Genomic DNA, 14,464 nt, shown 5'->3' on the forward strand with positions numbered 1-14,464 from the left:
GCGACCTTTCACGCTTAATGCCGATCGATCGATCGGCCGGCGGCGGCGGCGCCGGACCCCCCGTCGCGATCGGCGGGGCGCACCGCCGGTCCGACCGCGCACGGGTGAGACTTTCGAGACGTTCCGCGCGGCGGCCGCTCAGGCCGCCCGCGCCTCCAGCGCCGCCGCGGCCTCGGCCATCAGCGTCGCGATGATGTCGGCGATCGGCTCTTCCTTGGTCACCATGCCGACCGACTGGCCGGCCATCACGCTGCCATGCTCGACGTCGCCATCGATCACCGCGCGGCGCAGCGCGCCCGCCCAATAATGTTCGATCTGCAGCTGCGCTTCGACCATCGCCACCTTGCCCTCGTCGAGCGACTGGGCGACCTCGCGCTGCTTGGCGGTGAACAGCTCGCCGCCGGCATTCTTCAGCGCGCGCACCGGGATCACGGGAAGGCGCGGGTCGATCTGGACGCTGGCGATCGCGTCGCGGGCCGAGGCGCGGATGAACGCCTTCTTGAAATTGGGATGGGCGATCGATTCGGTCGCGCAGACGAAGCGGGTGCCGAGCTGGACACCCGCCGCCCCCATGTCGAGATAACCGGCGATCGCCTCGCCGCGGCCGATCCCGCCGGCGACGAACACCGGCACCGCATCGGCGATCTCGGGCAGCATCTCCTGCGCCAGCACGCTGGTCGAGACGGGGCCGATATGGCCGCCCGCCTCCATCCCCTCGATCACCAGCGCGTCGACGCCCGATCGGATCAGCTTCTTGGCCAGCGCCAGCGTCGGCGCGAAGCAGATCACCTTGGCCCCCGACTCCTTGATCGCCTCCAGGCTGCCCTTGGGCGGCAGGCCGCCGGCGAGCACGACATGGCCGACGCCGTGCTTCGCGCAGACCGCGATCAGATCGAACAGATCGGGGTGCATGGTGATCAGATTGACGCCGAACGGCTTGTCGGTCAGCGCCTTGGTCCCGGCGATCTCGGCGTCGAGCAGCGCCGGCGTCATCGCGCCGCAGGCGATCACGCCGAAGCCGCCGGCGTTCGACATGGCGGCGACGAGATGGCGCTCGCTGACCCAGGACATGGCGCCGGCCATGATGGCGACGTCGCTGCCGAGGAACGCCGCGCCCCGCGCCATGCGACGCTGCAGCCGCTCCTGTCCGATGCTCATGCCGCGACCTCGGCGTCGAGGCCGTAGGCGGTGTGCAGCACGCGCACCGCGAGCTCGGTCTCGTCCTCGTGGATCAGCACGCTGACCTTGATCTCGCTGGTCGAAATCGCCTGGATGTTGATGCCGCGCTGGCCGAGCACGCTGAACATCGTGCTGGCGACGCCGGCATGGCTGCGCATGCCGACGCCGACCACGGAGACCTTGGCGACGCGTGTGTCGTGGACCAGCTCGCCGAACCCGATCGCCTCGCGCCCCTGGTTCAGCGTCTCGATCGATCGCGCCAGGTCGGCGGACGGCACGGTGAAGGTGACGTCGGTCGAGCCATGGTTGTGGGCGATGTTCTGGATGATCATGTCGACGTTGATGTTGGCATTGGCCAGCGGCTCGAAGATGCTCGCCACCGCGCCGGGCTTGTCCGGCACGCCGGTCAGCGTGATCTTCGCCTCGTTCTTGTCGTGCGCGATGCCGGTGATCAGCTGGCGTTCCACGTCATCAATCTCCTCTTCGCCGACGATCATCGTCCCCGGCAGTGTATCCGCCATCGGCGCGTCCGGCCCGGTAAAGGACGACAGCACCTGGACGCGGACCTGTTCCTTCATCGCGAGACCCACCGACCGGGTCTGCAGCACCTTCGCGCCGACCGATGCCAGTTCCAGCATCTCCTCGTAGGTCACCTTGGCGAGCTTGCGCGCCCGCGGCACGATGCGCGGATCGGTGGTGTAGACGCCGTCGACGTCGGTGTAGATGTCGCAGCGGTCCGCCTTCACCGCTGCCGCCACCGCCACCGCCGACGTGTCGGAACCGCCGCGGCCCAGCGTGGTGATCCTGCCGTCGTCTGACACGCCCTGGAAGCCGGGGATCACCGCCACCTCGCCCGCCGCCATGCTGGCGATCAGCGCGTCCGTCTCGATCGTGCCGATCCGCGCCTTGGCATGAGCGTCGTCGGTGTGGATCGGCAATTGCCAGCCGAGCCAGCTGCGCGCCTTCACCCCCGCCGCCTGCAAGGCGATGGCGAGCAGCCCGCTGGTCACCTGCTCGCCGCTCGACACGACGACGTCATATTCGCGCGGGTCGTAGAGCGACGACGCCTCGCGGCAAAAGCCGACCAGCCGGTCGGTGTCGCCCGCCATCGCCGACACGACGACGGCGACCTGATTGCCCGCCTCCACTTCGCGTTTGACGCGCGCGGCAACGCTCCGGATGCGCTCGATCCCGGCCATCGAGGTGCCGCCGAACTTCATCACGATCCGCGCCATCGCTGTCTTTTCAAAGTCCTTGGGGGAAGGGGTGCGCCCTGATAGGTAGCCGCCATGGCAAGCGCAAGCAGCACGAACCCTTCCGCCGGCGGCGGCACGATCGACTCCCGCGAGGCGGCGCATTTCGGCGGCATGGCGCAGGACTGGTGGGACCCCAAGGGCTCGTCGGCGATGCTGCACAAGCTCAACCCGGTCCGCCTGCGCTACATCCGCGCCGCGGTGGACCTGCATTGGGACGGCGACGACACCAGTTTCACGCCGCTCGCCGGCAAGACCGTGCTCGACGTCGGCTGTGGCGCCGGCCTGCTCGCCGAACCGCTCGCCCGGCTCGGCGGCACGGTGACCGGGCTGGACGCGGCGGCGGAGAACATCGCGGTGGCCGCCGCCCACGCGGCACAGGCGGGCCTGTCGATCACCTACCGCGCACACGGCATCGAGGACGAGGGCGGTCGCTACGACCTCGTCACCTGCCTCGAGGTGATCGAGCATGTCCGCGACCCGGCGGGCTTCATCCGCGGCCTTGCCGGCGCACTGGCGGACGGCGGCCTGCTGATCATGTCGACGCCCAATCGCACGCCGCTGTCGCGCCTCGCGCTGATCGGCCTCGCCGAAGGAACGGGCCGCATCCCGCGCGGCACCCACGATTGGGACAAGTTCCTGACCCCAGACGAGCTCACCGCGCTGCTCGTCGACGCCGGGCTGACAGTGACCGACATCACCGGCCTCGCCTTCTCGCCCGCCAAGGGCTTCGACCTGTCGAGTTCGACCGCGCTCGATTATCTGCTCACCGCCCGCCGCGCCGCTGCAACATCCGGACATTGAACTTCGTTTGGCAAGCGGTAGCGCCGCCGCTACCGGACCGGCCATGGCGGCCCTGACGAACCCGCGCGCCCGGCTCGCGATCCTGATCCTCGTCGCCATCGCGGCGCGGTTGCTGACGTTCGGCAATCCGGTCGTCCATGTCGACGAGGAATTCTATTATTTCACCGGCAGCGCGCTGTGGCACGGCCACCTGCCGTTCGTCGACGTGTGGGACCGGAAGCCGCTCGGCCTGTTCCTGCTCTATGCGGTCCCGGCAAGCCTCGGCTTCCCGGCCGGGATCTGGGCCTATCAGGCGCTCGCGCTCGCCGCGGCGGTCTGGGGGGCATGGCAGGTCGCGAGGCTCGCCGACCGCGCCGGCTTCGCCACCGGCGCCACCGCGGCGGGCGTCGCCTATATCCTCTGGCTCGACCTGCTCGGCGGGCAGGGCGGCCAGTCGCCCGTCTTCTACAACCCGCTGGTCGCCGCGGCCGCGCTGCTGATCCCGCGCTCCGCCACGTCCCGCCACCGACGCTTCCTCGGCGCGGCGGCGATGGCGCTGGTCGGCATCGCGCTGCAGATCAAATATTCGGCGCTGCTGGAGGGCGTGTTCTTCGGCCTGTGGCTGGTCGCCGGCGAATGGCAGGCGACCCGCCGCATCGCGCCGCTGATCGGCTATGCGCTCGGCCTCGTCGCGCTGGCGCTGCTGCCGACCGCGCTCGCCGCCGCCGGCTATGCCGCGATCGGCCAGTGGGATGCCTTCCTGTTCGCCAATTTCCTGTCGGTCTTCCACCGCAATCCTGATCCGCTCGGCGAACTCGCTGGCAATCTGGGGCAGATCGTCCTGATCATCTCGCCGCTGGTGACGCTCGCGGTGCTGGCGCTGAAACGCGGCGAACGCGATCCCGTCCAGCTGTTCCTCGCCTGGTGGCTGGGCGTCGCCTGCGTCAGCGTGCTGCTGTTCCGGCCGTGGTTCGACCATTACAGCCTGCCGATCTTGCTGCCCGCCTGCGCCGCCGCGGCCGGTGTGCTGGGGCGTGAGGCCTGGCAGCGCTGGAGGACGCCCGCGCTGCTGCTGCTCGCCGCCTTGGCCGGGCAGATCGTGCTTCTTGCCCTCCGCGGCGAACGCGGCGAAGCACGCCAGTTCGCCACCCTGACCCGGGCGGTCGGGCAGGGTCCCGGCTGCCTCTACGTCTATTCGGGCAGCACGATGCTCTATGTCGCGACGCGGCGCTGTGCCCTGTCGCGCTACATCGTCCCCGCCCATTTGGGCCGCGCGCGCGAGGCCGGGGCGACGGGCGTCGATCAGGATGAAGAGATCCGCCGCATCCTTGCCCGGCGGCCGGCCGTGGTGGTGATGCGCCCGCCCTATTCCGGCGAGCGCCCCGCCGCCCATGCGTTCGTCACCAATGCGCTGAACCGCGGCTATCGGCTCAGCGCCGCTCTGCCGATGGGCAATGAGACGATCCGCGTCTATAAGCGCCTGCGATGAAACGCCTGCTCGCCTCGATCCACGACGTCTCGCCCCGCTTCGAGAGCGAGGTCGACCGGTTACTCGACCATCTCGCCCCCCATGTCGGCCGGCGGCTGGCGATGCTGGTGGTGCCGGACCATTGGGGCGGCGCGCCGATCACGCCGGCGTTCGCGGCGCGGCTGCGCGGCTGGGCGGACGAGGGCGTCGAAATGTTCGTCCACGGCTGGTTCCACCGCGACGACACGCCGCATCAGGGCAGGGTCGCGGCCCTCAAGGGTAAGCACATGACCGCTGGCGAGGGCGAATTCCTCGGCCTCAGCCGCGACGACGCGCTCGACCGCATGCGCCGCGGCAAGGCGCTGGTCGAGGATATCACCGGTCGTCCCGCCGCGGGCTTCATTGCCCCGGCCTGGCTCTATTCCGACGGGGCGAAGGCTGCGCTTGCCGATGCCGGCTTCGCGCTGGCGGAAGATCACGCCCGCGTCTGGGTGCCGGCGAACGGTCGCGCCCTCGCCAAGGGGCCGGTGATCACCTGGGCCAGCCGGTCGCGCCCCCGCCAGTTGTCGTCGCTTGCCGCCGCCGCGGTGCTGCGCCCGCTGCTCCAGCCGCTGTCGACGGTGCGGATCGCGGTGCACCCCGGCGACGTCCGCGTGCCGCAATTGCTGACCAGCATCACGCGGACCTTCGCCGCCTTCCGCCGGCACACGCCGGCCCGTTACGCGGACCTTCTCGCCGCCTGATCCAGCCCCGCCTTGGCGGCGATCACCGCCTCGTAATGGGCGACGAGCTCGGCGGCATGTTCCTCGTCGGTGCGCACCTTGCCCGACGCCACCACCGCCGCACGACGCACGATCGCCGGATCGCGAGCGCACATACGCAGGATGGCATCGGCGCAGGACACCGCGTCCCGCTCCTTGAAGCTCTCGGTATAGAGCGGGTTGGCCAGTTCTGCCGCGCCGCCGCCGTCCGGCAGAATCAGCGGCGCACCACAGGCCAGCGCCTCCGCCGGCACCAGCCCGAACGTCTCCGTACCGCAGCCGTGGACGTAGGCATCGCAGCTCGCCATGATCTTGGCGAGGCGCGCGCGGTCGTAGACCGGGTGGAACAGGCGGATGTGCGGACTGTCGCCGATGTGACGCTCCAGCGTCTTGGTGTCCATGCCCTGGCCGAGGATGACGAGGCCGACCGGCACGCGCGCACCGGCGCGCTGCGCCGCGTCGATGACCATCGGCCAGCGCTTCTCGGGATGGTGGCGGCCCACGCCGAGCAGCAGATGCGCGTCCGGCGGCAGGTCGCATTGCGCGAGCAGGGCGGCGCGCAGCTGCTCGTCGCGCAAGGCCGGGGAGAAGGGCGTCCGCTCGATGCCGAGCGGCACGGTGATGTCGACGCGCACGCCGCGCGCCGTCAGTTGGCGGGTGAGCGCCGGCCCGTTGGTGACCACCGTGTCGAATTGGCGCAGGAAGCGCTCCAGATAGCGGTCGTACCAGGAAAAGGCCCGCTCGATCCGCTGCTCCGACGCCAGCCGGTTGAACCAGCGCTTGGCATAGGCCTCGAGATTATCGTTGTGCATGAAGAAGGAGCGGATCGCCCGCCCCTTCCAATTGAGCACGATCCACGCCGAGCGCCACGGCGAGCAATTCTCGACCACGTCGGGGTCCAGCGTATCGAGCCGGGCATGGATGGGCGCCGGATCCCAGAACAGGCCGTAGTTGGAATCGAACGGCATGCCGCGCGACTTGATGTAGTGGATCGCACCGCCGCCGGGGCGGTGCTCGACCCGGTCTTCCTTGCCGGGGGCGAGCACGATGAGCTCGTGCCCCATGCTGGCGAGCACGCTGATCTTGCGGTCGATATACGTCCGCACCCCGCCGCCGGTCGGCGAATAAATCTCGTTGACGTCGACGATCCGCATCTCAGTTGCCTTTGATCGGCCCGAAACCGCCGAGCCCGCGCAAATATTGCATGCGGATATTGGTGGTCGCGACGCCATTGCCAACGTCGATGATCGCCTGGGGCAGCTTGGGCCGCGACATGCCGAGCCGTGCGCCACCCGGGAAACCGGCGCCATCCTGGAAGAAGTTGAACTTGTTCTTGCCGTCGCGATCGTGCGTCGCGAACAGGGCGTAGCGACCCGGCCGCGGCACGCGAATGCAGATCTCGACCGATCCCGACGACGGCGTCTGCACCCAGACGCGCCGGAACGTCTTGCCCTCGGCGACGAGGTCGCGGTCGTCCTTGAGGAAATCATCCTCGTTCGCCGGATACAATTCCAGCTTCAGCCGGCCCTTGCGATCCTTGAGCCCGGTGAGGTTCGCAAGGATCGCAGGACCTTCGCGCCCGGTGCAGGCGGCGGCATCCATGCCGATCACTTCGGCCGTGGCCTGCGCGACGGCCAAGGTCGTGCCGGCTGCGGCGGCCAATATCGCGAGCGGGGCCATCCATGCCGTCTTCATGCCTGACGCTTCCTCCTCACCAACGACTCGATCGCGAAACCGACGATCAGGATCGCATGCACCAGCAGCACGGCAGCGGCGGTGAACGCGATCAATTCCGACAATTGTTGATCCTGCCCGATCATCAGGATCGCAAAATTGGCGAAAAGCAGGTCCTTGTTGGGCAAAAGCGGCAATCGTGAGAACAGCATCCGCCCGGCGGTCAGAAAAATCCACGTCCCCACCGACACGGTCGGCATCGCCAGTGCCCAGGCGATCGCCAGGAACAGCGCACCGAAGATCAGCCGGCCGCAATGCACCACGAAGACGAACCACAGGTCGCGGCGTGACAGCGAGAAGACCCGCTTCGAGAAGATCAGGAAGGGCAGCGACGTGCCGAAGATCACCGCCAGCGAGCCGTAGACGTAGCGGATCATCTCCGGCGGGATCAGTTCGCGTCCGACCGGCAGGGCCATGGCGATCACCGCCAGCGTCACCGCATTGCCGGCGATCGCAGACAGGATCGACACATCCTTGACCGCGCCGAACGGCGCCGCGACCAGATGCGTCCGTGCCCGCGCCCAAGCGTAGAAATATGCCTCGCCCGAATAGCCGAGCACCACATCGTTGGCGATTCGCTTCTTGATCAACGCGATCAGGCCGGCGGCAGGAATGCCCCACAAGCGGCGGAAGATCAGAAAGTCGGCCAGTGGGGGAATGAAATACAGCGCGATGAACGTCACGTAGAACAACGGGTTGCGGGGTACCGATTGCTCCAGCCCGTGCAGGCCCGAGCCAAGCAGCTCATGGGCAAGCCCGCCTAGCATCGCCAGCGTGAACAGGCCGCCGATGATCGTCGGCCACCGGCGCTTGATGGAAGAGAGGGGTTCCAGTCCCGCGATCGGCGAACCGGGAGGGCCTATGTCGGCGTCGGAACGCTGTGTACGCTGATCGATCTGCAACCCGGATGGTCCGCACGTGGTGATGGGGGCCCATAGCCATAACCTACCCGGCGTGCACATGAAAACAGCGTAACTATCGCGTCAGGTCAGGCTGTGGCAGGAAGCGCGCGCCAATGACCGCCCGCCATATACTTACCTATGCTTGTGATTTGTCGGGCGGTGGCGTCGAACGGGCGCAGCTGCGCCTGGCGCGGGGCTGGCTGGCGGCGGGCCGGCGCGTCACCCTGGTGATCGGCGACACGGCCGGACCGCTCGCGGCGGAGATGCCGGCGGGGCTCGATCTCATCGAGCTCGGCACGCCGACCTATCTGGCGCAGTTCGGCCTGCCCGGCATCGTGCGCGACCGCCGGCCGGACGTCATCTTTTGCGCCGGCAATTTCTATACCAGCATCGCCGCGTGGACGCGATTGCGGCTCGGTCGCGACTGCCCGCCGATTGTCGGCAAGATGTCCAACGCCGCGGCGCGGGGCGATCATGGCCCGATCCTCGACCTCGCACATCGCATCTGGCTGACCCAGCACCGCTGGTTCCTCGACCATATGGTGGCGATGACGCCGGCCACCGCGGCGGAGGCGGGACGGATGACGCGCATGCTGTCGCGCACCAGCGTCATTCCCAATCCGCCCGCCCCGCCCGTCGAGGGTGCGCCGCTCCCCGCGCTGCCTCGCGGCCGCTTCGTGCTCGGCGTCGGCCGGCTGGTACCGCAGAAACGCTGGGACCGGCTGATCGCCGCCCTGCCCGCGCTGCCCGACGATGTCGCACTGGCGATTCTGGGTGAAGGCGAATTGCGGCCTGCCCTTGAGCGGCAGGTGGCCGCGCTCGGTCTACAGCGGCGGGTGCAATTGCTCGGCCATACCGCCGACCCCCTGCCGGCGATGGCGCGTGCCGCGCTGCTGGCGCTACCGTCCGATTACGAGGGTGTACCCGGTGTGCTGCGCGAGGCCCTGTCGGTCGGCACGCCGGTCGTCACCACCGACTGCAGCCCTGCGGTGGCGGAGATCGTCGCTGACCATCGCTTCGGTAGCATCGTCCAGCGGGACGATGCCGGCGGGCTCGCGGCAGCACTGACCCACTGGCTGGCCGCGCCCCGGCCCGATCCGGTGCCGCAGCCCGGCACCGATTCCGCCGCACGTTACCTGACGCTGTTCGACTCGCTGGTCTGAGCGTCGGCGTCGATCGCCTCCGATTCGCGTTCGGCACGGCATTTCAGCGCGGTCTTGACCATCGCCGTCATCGGATCGGCCAGCGCCAGGCCGAGGATGCCGAACAGCGCGCTCGCCATGATCTGCGTCCCCAGCGTCAATGCCGGCGGCAGATCGACGGTGCGCTTGGCAACCATCGGCACCACGACATAGCCGTCGATCGTCTGCACCACGACATAGGTAGCGATCGCCCACAGGCCGGTATGCGTACCACCGCTGAAGCCGACCGCGACCATCAGCACGCCGGTGATGATCGCGCCCAGATTGGGGATGAAGGCGAGAATGCCGGCGATGATGCCGAGCAACATCGCCATCGGCACTCCGCCGATCGCCAGCACCAGTCCCGTGAACACGCCTTCGAACGCCATGCCGAGCAGACGCCCGGCGAGCAGCTTGCGCAGCGTCTCGCCCATCCGCTGCGTGGTGCGCGCGAACTCGGGACGCGCGTCGCTCGGCACCAGCCACTGCAGCCCGCGCTCGTAGAGATTGGGCTCCATCGCCAGGAACAGGCCGAGCACCAGCATCATGAACAGGCTGGTGATCGCACCGATTGCGGTGCCGACCCAGGACGTCACGCGCCCGACCGAACCGAGCGCCTGTTTGACGATGCCGTTGACGTCGGACGCACCGGGCATCAGCCCCTGGGCGCTGAGGAAGCCGGTGACGCGGTTCGCCTGAACCTCCAGCGTCGAGCGAAGCTGCATGACCTGCTGCGACACCTGCACGCCGGTCAGGTAGAAAGTACCAAGCAGGAACGCTACGACGAGCAGCACGACGATCAGCAGCCGCCAGCCGCGGCCGATCGGCAGCACCTTGCCGAGCAGCCTGACCCCGCCATCGAGCAGCGCGGCAAAGACGATGCCCGCAAGAATGATCAGCAGCGGCTGGACCAGCAGCACGACCAATGCGATCGCGCCGATCAGGCCGAGCCAGACGGAGGCGCGCTTCAATTCCTGGCGGACGAAGGGATCGCGCAGCTCATTGGGGCTCGGATCCGTTACGAGCGTCGTCTTCGTCTGCGCCATGCCGGCCCCCTTATTGACCACCCTCGGCCGGGTGGAGCGAAATTCCCGCCCGATGCGAGCGCAGCGATCCCCACCAGGTGAGCGGGTTGAGCGTCGCGTCGCCATCGAGGCTGAAGGTGATGAACTCCGCACGACCGCCAAGGTTCTCATAGGGCACCGGCCCGCCGAGGCCGAGCTGGCTGAGCGGAAAGCGGCTGTCCGCCGACCGGTCACGATTGTCGCCCATCAGAAAGACGTGATCGGCCGGGATGCGGATCGGCCCGTAATTGTCGCCCGGGCTGTCCGGCTCCAGGTCGACCGTATCGTAACGGCGGCCGTTGGGCAGCGTCTCTGTGACGATCGGCAGGTGGCAGACGAAGCCGCCGCCGGGCGCTGGCCGCTTGGCGCCATAATAGTCGCTCTCGCTGCACGGGCTGTTGGTGTCGACGGGCAGATCGACATAGTGCAGCGGGCCGCGCTGCACCGGCTTGCCGTTCAGGATCACCGTACCGCCGCGCACCTCCAGCGTGTCGCCCGGCAGGCCGATGACCCGCTTGATGTAATCGTTGCGCGTGCCCGGCGGAGTGACGATGACGACGTCGCCGCGCTTGGGCAGGCGACCGAGCAGCCGGCCGTGGATGAACGGCAGGCCGACGCTCCAGCTTTCCTCCGGCTTGCGTAGCACCACCGATTCGAAGATCGCGACGGGGTTGGGGATCGTCGGCGACACGAAGGACCAACCATAGGTGAATTTGGATACCACCAGCCGGTCGCCGATGCGCAGGCCCGGCAGCATCGATTCGGACGGGATGTAGAAAGGCTTGGCGATGAAGCTATGGAAGCCCAGTACGATCAGTACCAGCCAGAAGATGCCCTTTATCTCGCCCCACCAATCGGTGCCGCCGGCCTTCTTGTCCGCCTCGGGTCCGGCCGGCGCCGGCGATCCGCCGCCCGTGGCCTGATCACGCGCCTCGCTGCCGTCCAACACCGCTTCCTTCATGCCTTGGGGTCCGGGATCGCCTCGATCACGACAAAGGCCTGGGCCCAGGGATGATCATCGGTCAGGGTCAAGTGGATGCGCGCGACGTGGCCCTCGGGGATCATCGCGTCAAGGCGTTCCTTGGCTCCGCCGGTCAGCGCCAGCGTCGGTGCGCCCGATGGCGCGTTGACGACGCCGATGTCCTTCATGAACACGCCGCGCTTGAAGCCGGTGCCGACCGCCTTGGAAAAGGCCTCCTTGGCGGCGAAGCGCTTGGCCAGCGTTCCGGCCTTGGTGAACGGCCGCCGCGCGGCGCGTGCCAGTTCCTGGTCGGTGAACACGCGGTTCTCGAACCGCCCGCCGAACCGGTCCAGCGACGCCTGAATCCGCTCGATGTTGCACAGGTCGGAGCCGAGGCCGACGATCATCGCCCGTCGCTCACCGCGCGGCATCCATTTCGGCACGCATCCGCCGCACGGCCTCGTCCAGCCCGACAAACAGCGCCTCGCCGATCAAGAAATGACCGATGTTGAGTTCGCGGACCTGTGGGATCGCCGCGACCGGCCCGACATTGTCATAGGTCAGGCCATGACCCGCATGCACCTCGATCCCATTCTTGGCGGCGAGTGCGGCGGCGTCGGAGAGGCGGCGCAGTTCCAGCGTCCGCGCCTCGCCGTCCAGCTCGGCATAACGCCCCGTGTGCAGTTCCACGACCGGCGCGCCGAGGCGGATCGCCGCGTCGATCTGCGCCGCCTCGGGTTCGATGAACAGTGACACGCGTACCCCCGCCCCGCCGAGCGCGGCGACCATCGGAGCGAGGTGATCGAACTGGCCCGCCGCATCCAGCCCGCCCTCGGTGGTGCGTTCCTCGCGCTTTTCGGGCACGATGCACGCCGCATGCGGGCGATGACGCAGCGCGATGTCCAGCATCTCCTCGGTCGCCGCCATTTCCAGGTTGAGCGGGATGGTCAGCGCTTCGGACAGCCGCGCTATGTCGTTGTCAGTGATATGCCGACGATCCTCGCGCAGATGTGCGGTGATCCCGTCCGCCCCGGCTCTCGCCGCTAGCAAGGCCGCACGCACCGGGTCGGGATAACCGCTGCCGCGCGCGTTGCGTACGGTCGCGACGTGATCGATGTTGACGCCGAGGCGAAGATCGCCGCTCACGCCGCGCGGCTTCCCGGCTTGAGCGCGGGGATTGCCGCCAGTTCGGGCGGCAGCGCATCGGCTTCATAGGTCGGCACGTCGAGGCGGATCAACGGATAGAAGGGCACGCCGATGTCCGCACCGCCATTCGAGCGGTCGACCAGTGCCGCTCCCGCAATCACCCGGCCGCCCGCCGCTTCGATTGCCTTGATCGCCTCGCGGGAGCTGAGCCCGGTAGTGACGACGTCCTCCATCATCAGCACCTCCTGCCCGTCTTCCAGACGAAAACCGCGGCGGAGCTCAAAGGTGCCGGTCGGCCGCTCGACGAACATCGCCTCGACGCCGAGCGCCCGCGCCATCTCGTGACCGGCGATGACGCCGCCCATCGCCGGCGACACCACCGCGCTGATCCGAGCCTTGAGGTCCGTCGGCAGCCGAGCTGCTAGCGCCTCCGCCAGCCGCGCACCGCGGCGCGGGTCCATCAGCACGCGGGCGCATTGCAGATAGCGCGACGAGCGCAGTCCCGACGACAGGATGAAATGTCCCTCGAGCAAGGCGTTCGCGGCACGGAACTCGGCGAGCACGTCGTCGTCGGTCATCGGATCGTCCTTTCTCGTCGCCCGCCGTTTCGACGTCGTCGGGCCTCGTCCCGCCGGTCCATAGGACCGCGCCGGCCGCGCGCCAAGCGGCGCGATCCGCGCTATTTTGCACGCGCGTGGCTTGATGGGGGGTCTAGTCGCCGCGTATAGGCCATGGCAAAAGGGGCGCGAAAGGCGTGCCGCAACGGCCGAACGGCCACAGGTTTCGTGGGTTTCGGCCCCGGCCGCTAGGACGAGGGCACTGAACGGGGTGACGACACTGATGGGCAAGACGATGAGGGGCATCGCACTGGCCGCCGGGCTGGTGCTGGCCGGAATGGGGATCGCCCCTGCCACCGCGCAGAATGCCGCGAAGCCAGCACCGCAGGCCGCCGGCGCCCCGGCGCCCCAGGCTGCGGCTGGTCCCGGCGGTGTCTCCAACATCGCACCGACCACCGCCAAGGCGGCGGCACCAGCCCAGCCGGATTCGCCGGTGCTGGCGATGGACGGCGCCCCGGCGATGACCGCCGCCGCGGACGTCGGCCATCCGGTCGCCGGCCGCATCGGCCTGCAGCCGCAGGTCACCACCAACGGCCAGTTCGCGCATTGGATGCACGACAAGGTGTTGTTCCCGCTGATTTCGGTCGTGTCGCTGTTCGTGCTAGCACTGCTGGTGATCGTGGTGGTGCGCTTCCGCCGCGCCGCCAATCCGGTCCCGTCCAAGACCAGCCATAACACCTTCATCGAAGTGGTGTGGACCGCCGCACCGGTGATCATCCTGGCACTGATCGCGATCCCCTCGATCGGCCTGCTGCAGGCGCAGTTCAAGCCCGCGCCGGCGGGGGCCGTGACGCTGAAGGCGATCGGCAACCAATGGTATTGGAGCTACCAATATCCGGACAACGGCGGCTTCGAGATCACCGCCAACATGCTCAAGGAGAAAGGCGATCCGACGCTCGCGCCGGGTGCCCGCTTCCGCACCGACGCCGACGGTCCGCGCCTGCTCGCCGCCGACAACCGCATCGTGCTGCCGGTCGGCGTGCCGATCCGCCTGATCACCACCTCGCAGGATGTGATCCACAGCTGGGCGGTGCCCGCCTTCTGGATCAAGCTCGACGCGGTGCCGGGCCGGCTCAACGAGACCAGCTTCACGATCAAGCAGCCCGGCCTGTATTTCGGCCAGTGCTCCGAATTGTGCGGCGCGCGCCACGCCTTCATGCCGATCGCGGTGGAAGCGGTGCCGCCGGCGCAGTTTGCCGCCTGGGTGAAGGCGAAGGGCGGCACGATGCCGGGCGGCAAGGCGCCGTCCGACAAGGTGATCCCGCAGCCCGGCGCCGACGGCTCCGCGGCCAAGCAGGCGGACGCCAAGGCCGCCGATGCGGTGACCGGCCCGACCGAAAACGTCACCACCGCCGCCCCCACCACCTCGCAGGGTGCGACCGACAATCCGGCCACCGGCAACGCGGGACAGTAAG

15 protein-coding genes are annotated in these 14,464 nt (G+C 68.6%); 5 read left to right on the forward strand and 10 right to left on the reverse strand.

What is annotated here, in order from left to right; translation table 11 throughout:
- Positions 1-138: 138 nt before the first annotated feature.
- The gene (locus tag ACU5AX_RS08575; RefSeq protein WP_446690523.1) at positions 139-1,158 is read right to left on the reverse strand and encodes an NAD(P)H-dependent flavin oxidoreductase; all 1,020 of its coding nucleotides are present in this window, start codon (positions 1,156-1,158) and stop codon (positions 139-141) included.
- Positions 1,155-2,414, reverse strand: coding sequence for an aspartate kinase (locus ACU5AX_RS08580; protein WP_446690524.1), 1,260 nt, complete (start codon positions 2,412-2,414; stop codon positions 1,155-1,157). Before ACU5AX_RS08580 ends, ACU5AX_RS08575 begins: the two co-directional genes overlap by 4 nt.
- A gap of 54 nt (positions 2,415-2,468) precedes the next feature.
- Between ACU5AX_RS08580 and ubiG the strand changes: the two genes are divergently transcribed.
- From ubiG to ACU5AX_RS08595, 3 genes are read left to right on the forward strand one after another with little or no spacing between them, the layout of a single operon-like run.
- The gene (ubiG, locus tag ACU5AX_RS08585; protein ID WP_446690525.1) at positions 2,469-3,236 is read left to right on the forward strand and encodes a bifunctional 2-polyprenyl-6-hydroxyphenol methylase/3-demethylubiquinol 3-O-methyltransferase UbiG; all 768 of its coding nucleotides are present in this window, start codon (positions 2,469-2,471) and stop codon (positions 3,234-3,236) included.
- 43 nt (positions 3,237-3,279) lie between these two features.
- Positions 3,280-4,704 (forward strand): hypothetical protein, encoded by a 1,425-nt coding sequence (locus tag ACU5AX_RS08590; RefSeq protein WP_446690526.1) that lies wholly within the window; start codon positions 3,280-3,282, stop codon positions 4,702-4,704.
- Positions 4,701-5,426, forward strand: a complete 726-nt coding sequence (locus tag ACU5AX_RS08595) for a DUF2334 domain-containing protein (RefSeq protein WP_198353498.1) — start codon at positions 4,701-4,703, stop codon at positions 5,424-5,426. The genes ACU5AX_RS08590 and ACU5AX_RS08595 overlap by 4 nt, the downstream gene beginning before the upstream one ends.
- Here the strand turns inward: ACU5AX_RS08595 and ACU5AX_RS08600 are convergent.
- From ACU5AX_RS08600 to ACU5AX_RS08610, 3 genes are read right to left on the reverse strand one after another with little or no spacing between them, the layout of a single operon-like run.
- On the reverse strand, positions 5,402-6,598 hold the full coding sequence (locus ACU5AX_RS08600) for a glycosyltransferase (protein ID WP_446690527.1): 1,197 nt from the start codon (positions 6,596-6,598) through the stop codon (positions 5,402-5,404). The genes ACU5AX_RS08595 and ACU5AX_RS08600 overlap by 25 nt on opposite strands.
- Before the next feature lies 1 nt (position 6,599).
- A complete protein-coding gene (locus ACU5AX_RS08605; RefSeq protein WP_446690528.1) occupies positions 6,600-7,139 on the reverse strand; it encodes a DUF2141 domain-containing protein in 540 nt (179 codons plus the stop codon).
- Positions 7,136-8,080, reverse strand: a complete 945-nt coding sequence (locus ACU5AX_RS08610) for a hypothetical protein (protein WP_198353501.1) — start codon at positions 8,078-8,080, stop codon at positions 7,136-7,138. The genes ACU5AX_RS08605 and ACU5AX_RS08610 overlap by 4 nt, the downstream gene beginning before the upstream one ends.
- A 113-nt stretch (positions 8,081-8,193) precedes the next feature.
- On the opposite strand from ACU5AX_RS08610, the gene ACU5AX_RS08615 reads away from it, so the two are divergent.
- Positions 8,194-9,243, forward strand: a complete 1,050-nt coding sequence (locus ACU5AX_RS08615) for a glycosyltransferase (protein ID WP_446690529.1) — start codon at positions 8,194-8,196, stop codon at positions 9,241-9,243.
- On the opposite strand, the gene ACU5AX_RS08620 is transcribed toward ACU5AX_RS08615, so the two are convergent.
- The 5 genes from ACU5AX_RS08620 to pyrE are packed head-to-tail and all read right to left on the reverse strand — an operon-like array spanning position 9,213 to position 13,010.
- Positions 9,213-10,307 (reverse strand): AI-2E family transporter, encoded by a 1,095-nt coding sequence (locus ACU5AX_RS08620; protein ID WP_446690530.1) that lies wholly within the window; start codon positions 10,305-10,307, stop codon positions 9,213-9,215. The two genes, ACU5AX_RS08615 and ACU5AX_RS08620, sit on opposite strands and share 31 nt — an antisense overlap.
- A gap of 10 nt (positions 10,308-10,317) precedes the next feature.
- Positions 10,318-11,286, reverse strand: coding sequence for a signal peptidase I (lepB, locus tag ACU5AX_RS08625; protein ID WP_198353504.1), 969 nt, complete (start codon positions 11,284-11,286; stop codon positions 10,318-10,320).
- Positions 11,283-11,693 carry a holo-ACP synthase gene (acpS, locus tag ACU5AX_RS08630; protein ID WP_446690531.1) on the reverse strand — a complete coding sequence of 137 codons (411 nt, stop codon included), beginning with the start codon at positions 11,691-11,693 and terminating at the stop codon, positions 11,283-11,285. Before acpS ends, lepB begins: the two co-directional genes overlap by 4 nt.
- A 10-nt stretch (positions 11,694-11,703) precedes the next feature.
- Positions 11,704-12,432, reverse strand: coding sequence for a pyridoxine 5'-phosphate synthase (locus ACU5AX_RS08635; protein ID WP_446690532.1), 729 nt, complete (start codon positions 12,430-12,432; stop codon positions 11,704-11,706).
- Positions 12,429-13,010: an orotate phosphoribosyltransferase gene (pyrE, locus tag ACU5AX_RS08640; protein ID WP_446690533.1), complete on the reverse strand. Its 582-nt coding sequence runs from the start codon at positions 13,008-13,010 to the stop codon at positions 12,429-12,431. Before pyrE ends, ACU5AX_RS08635 begins: the two co-directional genes overlap by 4 nt.
- A gap of 274 nt (positions 13,011-13,284) precedes the next feature.
- On the opposite strand from pyrE, the gene coxB reads away from it, so the two are divergent.
- Positions 13,285-14,463 (forward strand): cytochrome c oxidase subunit II, encoded by a 1,179-nt coding sequence (gene coxB / locus ACU5AX_RS08645; protein ID WP_446690534.1) that lies wholly within the window; start codon positions 13,285-13,287, stop codon positions 14,461-14,463.
- Position 14,464: the final 1 nt, after the last annotated feature.

This window comes from Sphingomonas benefaciens, assembly GCF_052907485.1.

Bases quoted from the DNA above. Each gene is read 5' to 3' on its own strand.
- ubiG (WP_446690525.1), top strand. From the start codon at position 2,469: ATGGCAAGCGCAAGCAGCACGAACCCTTCCGCCGGCGGCGGCACGATC.
- lepB (WP_198353504.1), bottom strand. From the start codon at position 11,286: ATGAAGGAAGCGGTGTTGGACGGCAGCGAGGCGCGTGATCAGGCCACG.
- ACU5AX_RS08590 (WP_446690526.1), top strand. From the start codon at position 3,280: ATGGCGGCCCTGACGAACCCGCGCGCCCGGCTCGCGATCCTGATCCTC.
- ACU5AX_RS08615 (WP_446690529.1), top strand. From the start codon at position 8,194: ATGACCGCCCGCCATATACTTACCTATGCTTGTGATTTGTCGGGCGGT.
- ACU5AX_RS08595 (WP_198353498.1), top strand. From the start codon at position 4,701: ATGAAACGCCTGCTCGCCTCGATCCACGACGTCTCGCCCCGCTTCGAG.
- ACU5AX_RS08575 (WP_446690523.1), bottom strand. From the start codon at position 1,158: ATGAGCATCGGACAGGAGCGGCTGCAGCGTCGCATGGCGCGGGGCGCG.
- ACU5AX_RS08580 (WP_446690524.1), bottom strand. From the start codon at position 2,414: ATGGCGCGGATCGTGATGAAGTTCGGCGGCACCTCGATGGCCGGGATC.
- ACU5AX_RS08600 (WP_446690527.1), bottom strand. From the start codon at position 6,598: ATGCGGATCGTCGACGTCAACGAGATTTATTCGCCGACCGGCGGCGGG.
- pyrE (WP_446690533.1), bottom strand. From the start codon at position 13,010: ATGACCGACGACGACGTGCTCGCCGAGTTCCGTGCCGCGAACGCCTTG.
- acpS (WP_446690531.1), bottom strand. From the start codon at position 11,693: ATGATCGTCGGCCTCGGCTCCGACCTGTGCAACATCGAGCGGATTCAG.
- ACU5AX_RS08605 (WP_446690528.1), bottom strand. From the start codon at position 7,139: ATGAAGACGGCATGGATGGCCCCGCTCGCGATATTGGCCGCCGCAGCC.
- coxB (WP_446690534.1), top strand. From the start codon at position 13,285: ATGAGGGGCATCGCACTGGCCGCCGGGCTGGTGCTGGCCGGAATGGGG.
- ACU5AX_RS08620 (WP_446690530.1), bottom strand. From the start codon at position 10,307: ATGGCGCAGACGAAGACGACGCTCGTAACGGATCCGAGCCCCAATGAG.